This is a genomic window from Mesorhizobium sp. LNJC405B00 (assembly GCF_000502615.1).
GTDB lineage: Bacteria > Pseudomonadota > Alphaproteobacteria > Rhizobiales > Rhizobiaceae > Mesorhizobium.
Genome location: NZ_AYWC01000012.1, coordinates 44061 through 56570, shown reverse-complemented (window position 1 = coordinate 56570; position 12510 = coordinate 44061). Strand labels below are relative to the sequence as shown.

Annotated in this window: 13 protein-coding genes; 2 read left to right on the top strand and 11 right to left on the bottom strand. The window is 64.9% G+C overall.

Annotated elements, in window-relative coordinates; translation table 11 throughout:
• The first annotated feature begins 1 nt into the window (after position 1).
• Entirely contained in the window at positions 2 to 1000 is a 999-nt protein-coding gene (locus tag X756_RS144235) for a glycosyltransferase family 2 protein (protein WP_023730856.1), read from the top strand.
• Between the two features lie 79 nt (positions 1001 to 1079).
• On the opposite strand, the gene X756_RS144240 is transcribed toward X756_RS144235, so the two are convergent.
• Positions 1080 to 3221: a sodium-translocating pyrophosphatase gene (locus tag X756_RS144240; protein ID WP_023689501.1), complete on the bottom strand. Its 2142-nt coding sequence runs from the start codon at positions 3219 to 3221 to the stop codon at positions 1080 to 1082.
• Here X756_RS144240 and X756_RS1000000169630 point away from each other — a divergent pair.
• Entirely contained in the window at positions 3211 to 3441 is a 231-nt protein-coding gene (locus X756_RS1000000169630; RefSeq protein ID WP_156933970.1) for a hypothetical protein, read from the top strand. The two genes, X756_RS144240 and X756_RS1000000169630, sit on opposite strands and share 11 nt — an antisense overlap.
• A 40-nt stretch (positions 3442 to 3481) precedes the next feature.
• On the opposite strand, the gene X756_RS144245 is transcribed toward X756_RS1000000169630, so the two are convergent.
• From X756_RS144245 to nrdR, 10 genes are all read right to left on the bottom strand, one after another.
• On the bottom strand, positions 3482 to 4249 hold the full coding sequence (locus X756_RS144245; protein ID WP_023693265.1) for an ABC transporter permease: 768 nt from the start codon (positions 4247 to 4249) through the stop codon (positions 3482 to 3484).
• Positions 4246 to 5184: an ABC transporter ATP-binding protein gene (locus X756_RS144250; RefSeq protein ID WP_023705068.1), complete on the bottom strand. Its 939-nt coding sequence runs from the start codon at positions 5182 to 5184 to the stop codon at positions 4246 to 4248. Before X756_RS144250 ends, X756_RS144245 begins: the two co-directional genes overlap by 4 nt.
• Positions 5181 to 6344: an ABC transporter permease gene (locus tag X756_RS144255; protein WP_023730855.1), complete on the bottom strand. Its 1164-nt coding sequence runs from the start codon at positions 6342 to 6344 to the stop codon at positions 5181 to 5183. The genes X756_RS144250 and X756_RS144255 overlap by 4 nt, the downstream gene beginning before the upstream one ends.
• A 256-nt stretch (positions 6345 to 6600) precedes the next feature.
• Positions 6601 to 7512 carry an ABC transporter substrate-binding protein gene (locus tag X756_RS144260; RefSeq protein ID WP_023689505.1) on the bottom strand — a complete coding sequence of 304 codons (912 nt, stop codon included), beginning with the start codon at positions 7510 to 7512 and terminating at the stop codon, positions 6601 to 6603.
• A gap of 177 nt (positions 7513 to 7689) precedes the next feature.
• Complete coding sequence (locus tag X756_RS144265) at positions 7690 to 8907, bottom strand: MFS transporter (protein WP_023689506.1); 1218 nt, start codon at positions 8905 to 8907, stop codon at positions 7690 to 7692.
• A complete protein-coding gene (nusB, locus tag X756_RS144270) occupies positions 8904 to 9404 on the bottom strand; it encodes a transcription antitermination factor NusB (RefSeq protein WP_023682390.1) in 501 nt (166 codons plus the stop codon). Before nusB ends, X756_RS144265 begins: the two co-directional genes overlap by 4 nt.
• Entirely contained in the window at positions 9401 to 9895 is a 495-nt protein-coding gene (ribH, locus tag X756_RS144275) for a 6,7-dimethyl-8-ribityllumazine synthase (RefSeq protein ID WP_023693260.1), read from the bottom strand. The genes nusB and ribH overlap by 4 nt, the downstream gene beginning before the upstream one ends.
• 242 nt (positions 9896 to 10137) lie before the next feature.
• On the bottom strand, positions 10138 to 10755 hold the full coding sequence (locus X756_RS144280) for a riboflavin synthase (RefSeq protein WP_023730854.1): 618 nt from the start codon (positions 10753 to 10755) through the stop codon (positions 10138 to 10140).
• Between the two features lies 1 nt (position 10756).
• Positions 10757 to 11887, bottom strand: a complete 1131-nt coding sequence (gene ribD, locus X756_RS144285) for a bifunctional diaminohydroxyphosphoribosylaminopyrimidine deaminase/5-amino-6-(5-phosphoribosylamino)uracil reductase RibD (protein ID WP_023730853.1) — start codon at positions 11885 to 11887, stop codon at positions 10757 to 10759.
• A gap of 2 nt (positions 11888 to 11889) precedes the next feature.
• Positions 11890 to 12384 (bottom strand): transcriptional regulator NrdR, encoded by a 495-nt coding sequence (gene nrdR, locus X756_RS144290; protein WP_023669351.1) that lies wholly within the window; start codon positions 12382 to 12384, stop codon positions 11890 to 11892.
• Positions 12385 to 12510: the final 126 nt, after the last annotated feature.

Sequence of the window (12510 nt, the reverse complement as noted above, 5' to 3'; positions counted from 1 at the left end):
CGTGGAAGCATCGGCGCAGCGCGACCAGGCCGGCGGCGAACCGCTGGTCTCGATCGTGATCGCGACGCACAACCGGCCGGCAGCGCTGCGGCAGGCATTGACCAGCGTCATGCGCCAGACGTTGCAAGACTGGGAAGCCTTGGTCATCGGGGACGATTGCAGGCCGGATACGGCGGCCGTTGTCGCTGAATTTGACGATGCCCGCATCGTCTACATCGATCTTCCCGTCAATTTCGGCGAACAGTCCGGTCCCAACAATATCGGCTTTGCCAGGGCGCGTGGCCGCTTCGTCGCCTTGCTCAACCACGACGATCTGTGGTTTCCCGACCATTTGGCGGCGACGACCGGCTGGATCGACGCCACAGGCGCCGACGTGGTGCTGGCGCGCGGCGCCGTCATTGGGCCGCCATCGGCGGCAGGCGATCTCGTCAATTCGATCTTCGGGTCGGGCAAGGACGGTTTTTACGATCCGGTAACGACGGAAGGATTTGGCTCGGCACACATGTTTCGCCGCGCTTCGTTCAGCCTGCTCGGACCTTGGCGACCCGCCAGCCAGTGCTTTTGCGAAAGCTCGCAGGACTGGCTGTTTCGGGCATGGCGAAAAGGCGCGGTGATCGCGACGATGCCGCACCTCACGGTGATCAAGCTGCATTCCGGCATACGCAAGGGTTCCTATCTCGGCGACAATGCGCAGGAACAGAAGGATCTTCTGGACGCCATGCAGACGCCGGACGCCTTGCGCGTGAAAATCCTTGGCTGCGCGGGCGAACCCATTCGCCTGGCGGCATCGAGTTATCTCAGGCGCAGGCTGATGGCGGCTCTTGGCATCCATCCCCGCGCCCGCGCCTTCCGCCGCAAGTATAAGCGAGGCGCCTTCCTTGCCAAGCTGCGGCGCCTGCGTGGCCTGGCGCCGATGCCTGAGCGCGAGCCCGGCGTGAGCGAATTGCTCGATCGCTACAGCAAGCGTGGCGATGCCGGCAGCGAGCCGGGTGAAGTTTGAACAGACCCCAGCGTGAATCTCAAACAAAAAACCCGCGGGATCGCTCCCGCGGGTTTGTTCCTGAAGCAGTGGCGTTGCCTTAGCCGTGCGCGAGCACGGCCAGCAGCAGAAGCGCCACGATGTTGGTGATCTTGATTGCCGGGTTGACCGCCGGGCCGGCGGTGTCCTTGTAGGGATCGCCAACCGTGTCGCCGGTGACCGAAGCCTTGTGCGCTTCGGAGCCCTTGAGGTGCTTGACGCCGTCCTTGTCGACAAAACCGTCCTCGAACGACTTCTTGGCATTGTCCCAGGCGCCGCCGCCCGAAGTCATCGAGATGGCGACGAACAGGCCGTTGACGATGACGCCGAGCAACGAGGCGCCGAGTGCCGCAAAGGCGGACGCCTTGGAGCCCGAGATCAGCTGCACGCCGAAATAGACGACGAGCGGCGCCAGCACCGGCAGCAGCGAGGGGATGATCATTTCCCGGATCGCCGCCTTGGTCAGAAGGTCGACGGCCCGGGCATAGTTCGGCTTGGAGGTGCCGGCCATGATGCCCGGATCCTCGCGGAACTGCTTGCGCACTTCCTCGACGATGGCGCCGGCCGCACGGCCGACGGCCGTCATGGCGATGCCGCCGAACAGATACGGGATCAGACCGCCGAAGATCAGGCCGGCTACGACGTAGGGATTGGAGAGGTCGAAGGAGACATCGCCCATGCCCTGGAAGTACGGATATTTGTCGCCATTGGCGGCAAAGAACTTCAAATCGTTCGAATAGGCCGCAAACAGCACCAGCGCGCCGAGGCCGGCCGAACCGATGGCATAGCCCTTGGTCACCGCCTTGGTGGTGTTGCCGACCGCGTCGAGCGCGTCGGTGGAGTGGCGCACTTCCTTGGGCAGGCCGGCCATTTCGGCAATGCCGCCGGCATTGTCGGTGACCGGGCCGAAGGCGTCGAGGGCGACGATCATGCCGGCAAGGCCGAGCATGGTGGTGACCGCGATCGCCGTGCCGAACAGGCCGGCGAGCTGGTAGGTCGAGATGATGCCGCCGACGATGACGATTGCCGGCAGTGCGGTCGATTCGAGCGACACCGCAAGTCCCTGGATGACGTTGGTGCCGTGACCGGTCACCGAGGCCTGGGCGATGGAGTTCACCGGGCGCTTGTTGGTGCCGGTATAGTATTCGGTGATCACCACGATGAGACCGGTCACAACGAGACCGATCAGGCCGCAGATGAACAGGTTCTTGCCGATGATGGTCATGCCGGCGACGGTGCCGACCTCGCCCCAGCCGACGGTTGCCGAGGTAGCGACACCGAGACCGACGATCGACAGCAGGCCGGTGACGATCAGGCCTTTGTAGAGGGCGCCCATGATCGAGCCGTTGGAACCGAGCTTGACGAAGAAGGTGCCGACGATCGAGGTCAGGATACAGGCGCCGCAGATGGCGAGCGGATAGAGCATCGCCGCACCCAGAGCGGCGGTTCCGCCGAAGAAGATGGCAGCCAGCACCATGGTGGCAACGACGGTCACCGCATAGGTCTCGAAGAGGTCGGCGGCCATGCCGGCGCAATCACCGACATTATCGCCGACATTGTCGGCGATGGTGGCCGGGTTGCGCGGATCGTCTTCGGGAATACCGGCTTCGACCTTGCCCACGAGATCGCCGCCGACGTCGGCGCCCTTGGTGAAGATGCCGCCGCCCAGACGGGCGAAGATCGAGATCAGCGAAGCGCCGAAGCCGAGCGAAACCAGCGCATCGATGACGATGCGGTCATTGGGCTGCAGGCCCATCGGGCCGGTCAGGATATAGTAGTAAATCGACACGCCGAGCAGCGCCAGGCCAGCCACCAGCATACCGGTGATGGCGCCCGACTTGAAGGCGATGTCGAGACCGGCGGCGAGGCTGTTGGACGCCGCCTGCGCGGTGCGCACATTGGCGCGCACCGAGACGTGCATGCCGATGAAACCGGCGGCGCCCGAAAGCACGGCGCCGATCAGGAAGCCGACTGCGGCGGTGATCGAAAGCAGCCACCAGGCGAGCACGAGCACGACCACGCCGACGATGGCGATGGTGGTGTACTGGCGCGCCAGATAGGCCTGCGCGCCTTCGCGGATGGCGGCGGAGATTTCCTGCATGCGTGCATTGCCCTGATCGGCTGCAAGAACCGATCGTGTCGCCCAGATGGCGTAAAGGATTGAAAGCAAGCCGCAGGCGATGACGGCAGAAATGATGGTCATTGCCGAATTTTCCTCGATTGATGGCCCAAAAGAACCCCTCCCTGGGCCGTTGGTGCGGGGAGCGGATAAGCCTAGGCGGAATCCGTCCTTCGCAGCGGTGTATGCGAAACACGGCTCGGAACGTCAAGATATTGTTCGGTTTTTGCCCCGCTTTCAGCCAAAAGGTTTAGGCCACAACATTCCCATTGCCGATGCCCTGCTATTAGATCGATTGAAATGACGCCGCGTCAGTCAATGCTTTGCCCGCAGTCCAGCGAAGGTCAGTCGCCAGTCTCCTGCCCCATCTTGCGCGCCGTATAGCGCTCGATGGCGGACAGTCCGTCATAGATCAGCACCGCCAGCGCCGCGACGATCAGGCCGCCTTGCAGGACGAAGGCGAGATTGTTGGACAGCAGGCCGGCGATGATCACCTCGCCCAGCGTCTTGGCGGCAACCGTCGAACCGATCGTCGCCGTGGCCAGGCTGATCACCACCGACAGCCTTATGCCGCCCAGAATGATCGGCGCGCTCAGCGGCAATTCGACCTTGATCAGCCTTTGCCAGCCCGTCATGCCGGCGCCGCGCGCGGCCTCCATGATGTTGCCGGGCAGTGTCGTGAGGCCGGTCAGCGCGTTCTCGAAGATCGGCAGCAGGCCGTAGAGAAACAGCGCAATCAGCGTCGGCTTCTCGCCGAAACCGACGGCGGGCACCGCCAGCGCCAGCACCGCCACCGGCGGAAAGGTCTGGCCGATGTTCACCAAGCTGCGCGACAGCGGCAGGAATTCGGCGCCCGCCGGCCTGGTCACCAGGATGGCAAGCGCCACGGCAACGATGGTTGCGGCGACGGTAGCGATCAGCACGGTCCTGAGATGCAGCAGGGTCAGCGTCAGCAGGCTGCCCTGATTGTAGATCGCCGGCGCATTGTTTTCGGTCAGCGGCTTCAACAGCGGCTCGAACCAGCCGGGATTGGTGACGAAGGCTATGAGAAGCACCACCAGTGCAAGCCTGAGCAGCGAAGGCAGCCAGGCTTTTAGACCGGCCCCTTTCATGCCGGCCTCGCCGCGCGCTTCACCAGCCCGTCGACGGTGACGCGGCCGAGCGGCTTGCCGTCTTCGCCCTTGACCGGCAGCGCGGGCCGGCCCGACCACAGAAGCTCGGCCAGCGCGTCGCGCTGGCTGGCGTCGCCTGGGATCGCCTCGCCTTCGGCAGACCCCTTTTCCACGGCCTCGCGCACGCGGCCGAGCGACAAGAGCCGGAACGGCTTTTCGCTGGCGCCGACCAGGGTTTCGACGAAGGCGTTCGCCGGCCGCGCCAGGATCTCTTCCGGCTTGGCGTATTGCACCAGCTTTCCGGCATCCATGACGGCGATCTTGTCGCCCATGTGGACCGCCTCCTCCATGTCGTGGGTGACGAGGATGATGGTGGTACCGAAGCGCTTCTGGATTGCCAGCAGGTCCTCCTGCGCCTTGGTGCGGATGATCGGGTCGAGTGCGCCGAACGGCTCGTCCATCAGAAGCACATTGGGCTCGGCGGCGAGCGCGCGGGCGACGCCGACACGCTGCTGTTGCCCGCCGGACAGTTCGTGCGGGTAGCGCGGGCCATAGGCCTCGGGGTCGAGCTGGTAGAGTGTCATCAACTCATCGACGCGGGCCTTGATGCGGTCCTTGTCCCAGCCCAGCAGGACCGGCACGGTGGCGATGTTCTGCGCAACGGTGCGGTGCGGGAACAGGCCGTGGCCCTGGATAGCGTAGCCGATGCTGCGGCGCAGCTCGTAGCCGGGCAGCGTGCGGTTGTCGTTGCCGTCGAGCTTGATGACGCCGGCGGTCGGCTCGACCAGCCGGTTGATCATTCGCAGCAGCGTCGTCTTGCCGGAACCGGAGGTACCGACAATGACGCAAACCGTACGCGGCTCGACGACCATGGACACGTCGTCGACCACGGTCGTCGCGTCATAGCGCTTGGTAATGCCTTCGATCTCGATCATGCCGTTTCAACCCTGCGCCTGGTGGCGGTCATTTCGATCACTGCGTCGAGGATGATGGCCGCGGCGAAGGCCAGCGCCACCGTCGGCACGGCGCCGAGCAGCACCAGGTCCATTGCGGTCTGGCCGACGCCCTGGAAGACGAAGACGCCAAAGCCGCCGCCGCCGATCAGTGCGGCGATGGTGGCCAGGCCGATGTTCTGCACCAGCACGATGCGGATGCCGGTGAGGATCACCGGAAAGGCCAACGGAAACTCGACGCCGAACAGGCGCTGGCCATCGGTCATGCCCATGCCGCGCGCTGCATCATTGGCCGCGCGGGGTACGCCGGCAAGCCCGACCACGGTGTTGGCCACCACCGGCAGCAGCGAATAGAGGAACAAAGCCACGAAGGCGGGCGCGGTGCCGATGCCTCTGATACCGAGCGCTGCGGCACCCGGAACATGCGCGGCGACCCAGCCCAGCGGCGCGATCAGCAGGCCGAACAGCGCGATCGAGGGTATGGTCTGGACGATGTTGAGCACATTGAGCACGCCGGCCCGCAGCCGTTCGACGCGGTGGCACAGGATGCCGAGCGGCAGGCCGACGATCACCGCCGCCGCCAGCGAACCCAGCGCCAGCGTGATGTGCTTGGAGCCTTCGGCCCAGAAACTATCGGCGCGGTTTGCATATTCCTTGAGGATCGACAGGCTGTCCCACTGCCCCGATATCAGCAACGAGCCGATGGCCAGCGCCGCGAGGACGAGCACGCCGATGCGGGCAGGTGGCGACAGGTTGAGCCTGGTCAGCACGTCGGCGAGCAACAATGTGAAGGCAAAGATCAACAGCCAGAACCCGGAAGCCGGCGAGATGCGGGCGAAGGTGTTGCCGGCCGGCGCCAGGAAGGTGCCGGCGACACCGATCAGGATGGCAAGGGCGGCGAGCGCCACGACGCTTGCGGCCAGGCGCAGGACAAGCGGGGTCTTCAGCAAGGCAACAATTGCGGCCAGGACGACGATCGCCAGCAGCAGCGGCCCGACTGCGGCCGGCAGCGCGTCCAGGATCGAGCGCGCCTCGCCCGGCACTATGCGGTTGGCGCGGAAAGTGGCGAAGGAGGCGAAGAACGTCGCACAGGCAACGATCGCGGCGACGACCACGCCGAGCTTGTCGAAACGCGGGGTCATGAGGCCCACTCGTGCGGAACGGAATGCTCTGAGCAGGATGCAGGATGGAAAGGTCTGCGCGAGGCACCCCCCTCTGACCTGCCGGCCATCTCCCCCTCAAGGGGGGAGATCAGATGTCGCGAGCGCTTTCGCCAATTCCCAACGTCAGGAAAAGAGGCTCGGCGCAGCAGCTGCCAATCTCCCCCCTTGAGGGGGAGATGTCCGGCAGGACAGAGGGGGGTGTCTCGCACCAGCGTCACGATCAGCTATGCGCTGACTACTTCAAAAACCCGTTCTTCTTCAAAAAGTCCTCGGCGACACCCTTGACCGGCTCGCCGCCGACCTGGACGCGGCCGTTGAGTTCCTGCAGCGTGACGAGGTCGAGCTTGGCGAACACCGGCTTCAACAGCGTCTCGATCTCCGGATGCTCTTTCAGCACCGCTTCGCGGATGATCGGCGCCGGCTGGTAGACCGGCTGCACGCCCTTGTCGTCGGCGAGCACGACCAGGCCGGACGGCGCGATGCCGCCGTCGGTGCCGTAGACCATGGCGGCGTTGGCGCCGTTGGTCTGGTTGGCGGCAGCACCGATTGTCGCGGCGGTGTCGCCGCCCGAAAGCGTGATCAACTGCTCCGGCTTCAGCGTGAAGCCGTAAGTGGTCTGGAACGCCGGCAGGGCTGCCGCCGAATTGACGAACTCAGCCGACGCCGCCAAAACCACCGTGCCGCCGCCGGCGACGTATTTGCCGAAGTCGGTCAGGGTCGCCAGCTTGTTGGTCTCGGCAACCTCCTTGCGCAGCGCGATCGCCCAGGTGTTGTTGGCCGGTGACGGCGACAGCCAGACGATCTTGTTGGCGTCATAGTCGAGCTTCTTGGCGGTCTCATAGGCCTTGGCGGCATCCTTCCAGACCGGATCGTCGGCCTTCTCGAAGAAGAAAGCGGCATTGCCGGTGTACTCGGGATAGATGTCGATCTCGCCGGCGGTGATCGCCTTGCGTACCACCGGCGTGCCGCCGAGCTGGATGCGGTCGGTGGTCTTGATGTTGTTGGCGTTGAGCACAAGCTGGATGATGTTGCCGAGCACGCCGCCCTCGGTGTCGATCTTCGAGGAGACGACCACCTGGGCATTGGCGGAGGCGGCCGTGATGCCGAGCGCCAACGCCGCGCCGGCCAGAATCTTGACTGAAAACATTGTGAAAACCCCTTGCTTTGGACCGAAATGCGGTGGCCGCATATGAGCATGGCTTCAACGCCCCGTCGGGGCACACGGTTTCATAACAATGGGTACAGACGCAATAATTTTGTGCGGTCGCCGCGATTCGGTCGGCGCCATGCTGACAGGTCGTGCCAAGCCAAAGATAGAACCGGATCAGGCGCGGGCTTTGCGCGATCCGGTCAGTTTGAGCGCGCCAAGGGCGACGAAACACAGGGCGACGACCGGGAAAACCAGCCAGTTCAGCATCTCCCAGCCCCAGGCATTGTAGATGGCGCCCGACATTAGCGAGGCGAAGGCGACGGAGCCGAACAGGACGAAGTCGTGGAAGCCCTGCACCTTGCTCTTTTCGGACGGATGGTAGCTGTCGGCGACCATGGAGGTGGCGCCGATGAAGGCGAAATTCCAGCCGAGGCCAAGCAGGATCAGCGCCGTCCAGAACTGCCACAAATGCAGGCCGGACAATGCCACCGCGGCGCAGCCGATGAGCAGGACCAGGCCGGTTGCGACGATGCGTTCGGCGCCGAAGCGATGGATCAGCGATCCGGTGAAGAAGCTCGGCGCAAACATCGCCATCACATGCCAGGAAATGCCGAGCGTGGCGTCGTCCGTCGACAGGCCGCAGCCGACCATGGCCAGCGGCGCGCCGGTCATGACGAAACTCATCAGCGCATAGCTGCCGACGGCGCAAAACAGTGCCGCGACGAAACGCGGCCGGGTGACGATCTCGGACAGCGGCCGGGCGTCGCTTGACGCGACTTCCGCGTGGCCGGGAGCCTTGGCCGGGATGCGCAGGAATGACAGGATGATGGCGCCGGCCGCCGCCAGAACCGGAATGGCCACGAACGAGCCGGCAAACATCACCGGCGCCAGCAATTCGCGGGTGAAGATGACGATCTGCGGCCCGAGAATCGCGGTGATGACGCCGCCGGCCAGCACGAAGGAAATGGCGCGCGCCTTGAATTCGGGCGGAGCATTATCGGCGGCGGCGAAGCGGAACTGCTGGACGAAGGCGCCGCCGACGCCGATCACCAGCAGCGCGAAAGCGAACAGCCAGAAGCTGGCGTGGAACAGAGCCAACGTGGAGATGACGCCGCCAAGCGCGGTGACGATGGTGCCGGTCATGAAACCGCCGCGCTGGCCGAGCCAACGGATGATGGCCGCGGCCGGCAACGCGCCGAGCGCCACGCCGATGTTGAAGCCGGTGATTGGCGCCGTTGCCAGCGACTTATCGGGGCCAAGCAGATATTGCCCGGCCAGCCCGCCCATGGAAATGGCAATCGGCGCGGCCGAACCGATAATCGCCTGCGACGTCGCCAGGATGATCGCCGTGCGGCGCGCGTCCCGTGCTGCGCCGGCGACGGTGCCGGTCACAATGCGTCCTTGCCGCGCCCCTCGCCCCGCACCCGGCGCGACACACGGTCGAGCACGGCGTTGGTCAGCTTCGGCTCGTCTTCCTCGTAGAAGGCCTTGGCGATGTCGACATATTCCGAAACGATGACGGCCACCGGCACGTCGTCGCGCTTCATCAGTTCGTAGACGCCAGCGCGCAGGATGGCGCGCAACGTCGAATCGAGTCTGGACAGCGGCCAGTCTTCCGTCAGCGCCTGGCGTATGATCGGATCGATGGTCGTCTGGTTCTCGACGACGCCGGCCAGGATGGCGCGGAACCACTGCGCGTCGGCCTCCCGATAAAGCGCGCCGTCGACTTCCTTGCCGAGCCGGAACGCCTCGTATTCGGCGGTGATCTCGAAGACGCCGCTGCCGGCCACGTCCATCTGGTAAAGCGCCTGCACGGCGGCCAGACGGGCGGCGCCACGCTTGTTGGCGTGGCGTATCGCGGGCTGGCCGGGCGAAGCGGGTTCGCTCACGATTGCGCTCCCAGCTTCTCCTTGAGCGCGATCATGGTCAGCGCCGCGCGCGCGGCAAAGCCGCCCTTGTCGCCCTCCGAGCGCTTGGCGCGCGTCCAGGCCTGCGCGTCGTTCTCGGTGGTCAGGATGCCGTTGCCGATCGCAATCGCTTCCTGCACCGAGAGATCCATCAGCGCGCGGCTCGATTCATTGGCGACGATGTCGAAATGATAAGTGTCGCCACGAATGATGGTGCCGAGCGCGACAAAACCATCATAGTCCTTGCCGCCCTCGCCCATGCCGTCGAGCGCAAAAGTGATCACTGCTGGAATTTCCAGCGAACCGGGAACGGTGACGACGTCGTAGGTCGCGCCGGCTTCGTCGAGCGCGCTCGTCGCGCCGTCGAGTAGCGCGTCGGCAAGATCGTCATGAAAGCGCGCCTCGATAATCAGAAGGTGGGCCTTCTTCTTCGGGCGAATGAACGCTTTGCCGTGTTGGGATGTGCCTGCCATGAATGTCTCCGGGGGTAGCCGGTGACTTAGGCCGAAGCCGGTTTGATCGCAAGCGGAAGATTGCTGGAGGCGAAGCGTAGCCTAGCGCGTCTTTGGGCTGTGCGTCGGTAGCGGGCACTCGCTGCAGAGGCTTTCAGCCCAGACGAGAACAGCTTCGTGATCCACTAAACGACCCGCGTCTACATCGGCCATTGCTTCGCGCGTAAGCCGCTTTTTCTGTTCGATTGTGAGTCTTGCGGCCATCAAAGCCCCTCTTTCGCCGCCTCGACTAGGCGCGCGGCGTAGCGGGCTATCGTGTCGATCTCCAGGTTGACCTTGTCGCCGACCTTGCGCTCGCCCCAAGTGGTCACGGTCAGCGAATGATGGATCAAAAGCACGTCGAAACGGGTGCCCTCGACCTTGTTGACGGTGAGCGAGGTGCCGTCGAGTGCGACGGAGCCTTTTGGGGCAATGAATTTTGCCAGTTCGCGCCGCGCCTCCAGCGTGAAGCGAACGGCATCGCCTTCATCCTTGCGCTCGATGATTTCGGCCATGCCGTCGACATGGCCCGACACGATGTGCCCGCCGAGTTCGTCGCCGATCTTCAGTGCCCGCTCGAGATTGACCTTGGTGCCTGATTTCCAGCCCGACGCCGTGGTCAGCCTGAGGGCCTCTTCCCAGGCTTCGACCTCGAACCAGCGTGCGTTGGACCCGCCATCTGGCAGCGCCGTCACCGTCAGGCAGACGCCGCCGCAGGAGATCGAGGCACCGATGGCGATCGTCGCGGGGTCATAGGCGGTGTCGATGCGCAGGCCGACGCCTTCGCTCAGCGGCTTGACGGCCGCGACGGTGCCGATATCGGTGACAATTCCAGTGAACATTTCAGATATCTCTCACCCATTCGGCATAGCTGTCTTCCCCGAAGCGCATCTCGCGCAATTTGCGGAAGCCTGCCGGGATATGGTTGGCGTCGATGGGCGATGCAATGCCGCCCTCGCCGATCGCTTCCGGTCCCTGGAACAGCACGATGCGGTCGATCAGTCCTTCGGCGAGGAAGGCGCTGGCCACCTTGGCGCCGCCTTCGACCAGAACGCTGGCCATGCCGAGCGCGCCGAGATCCTCGAGCAGTTCCGGCAAGGCCACGCCGCCTTCATGGGTTTCGGTGCCGATGAAGCGCACGCCGGCACGCTCCAGCACCGACCGCCGTAGCGGATCAGCCTCCAGGCTCGCGGCGATATAGAGCGGCACCCGGTCGATGCCGGAGACCAGCTTCGAGGCTTCGGGCAGCCTGATCTGGCGGTCGAGCACGATGCGCGCCGGCGAGCGGTTCTCCAGCCCCGGCAGCCGCACGGTGAGCGCGGGATCATCCTCCAGCGCCGTGCCGATGCCGACCAGTATGCCATCGGCTTCGGCGCGCATCAGATAGACTTCGCGGCGGGCGATATCGCCGGTGATCGCGACCTGGCCGGCGCCATGCCTGCCGATCTTGCCGTCGCTGGAAAGCGCAAGCTTCAGAGTCACTTCCGGACGCTTTTTCATGGATCGAATCAAATAGCCGGCCATCTGCTCGGCGGCTTCCTCGACCAGCACCTTTTCGACCACTTCGATGCCGGCGGCGCGCAGGATGGCATAGCCTTTGCCGGAGACGCGCGGATCGGGATCGCTGGCGGCGCCGACGACCCGCGCCACTCCGGCATTGACCAGCGCGTTGGCGCAAGGCGGGGTGCGGCCATGGTGGGCGCAGGGCTCCAGCGTGACATAGGCGGTGGCGCCGCGCGCCAACTCGCCGGCTTCAGTCAGCGCCTCGGTCTCGGCATGCGGCCGGCCGCCAACAGCGGTGACCCCTGTGCCGACGATCATCGGGCCGGCGCCATCGTCGCGAACGATTATGGTGCCGACGGAAGGGTTGGTCGAGGTGCGGCCGGCATTTCTGCGCGAGAGCCTCAGCGCCGCGGCCATGAAGCGGCGATCGAGGGCCTGCTGATCGGCCTTCCCTGACGTTTGGCTTGCCATGCTCAGCCGGCGTCCTCTTCGCTCTTCAGCTCGTCGCCTTTGAGTTCGTCACCTTTGAGCTCACCCAGCACGTCATGGAAGTCCTTGGCCTCACGGAAATTGCGATAGACCGAGGCGAAGCGGACATAGGCGACGTCGTCGAGCGACTTCAGCGCTTCCATGACGAGCCGGCCGACCTCGCCCGAGGCGATTTCAGTCTCGCCGGAGCTTTCGAGCTGGCGCACGATGCCGGTGACGGCGCGGTCGATGCGCTCGGGATCGACATTGCGCTTGCGCACCGCGATCTCCACCGAACGCAAGAGCTTGTCGCGGTCGAACGGCACCTTTCTGCCGGACTTCTTCACCACCACGAGGTCGCGCAACTGGACGCGCTCGAAAGTGGTGAAACGGCCACCGCAATCGGGACAGACGCGCCGCCGGCGGATCGCCGCGCCATCCTCGGCGGGGCGCGAATCCTTCACCTGCGTATCTTCGGACTGGCAATAGGGACAGCGCATGGAGAGCCTTCAGGTTGGCGATTCTGGCGGAACGATAGGCTTAGAGGTTTTTGCCGGGACGGCAAAGGTTCGGCAACGGCCGCTCGCGCCCTCAGAGATAGCGAGGCGGGAGGAAAATTGCCAGCC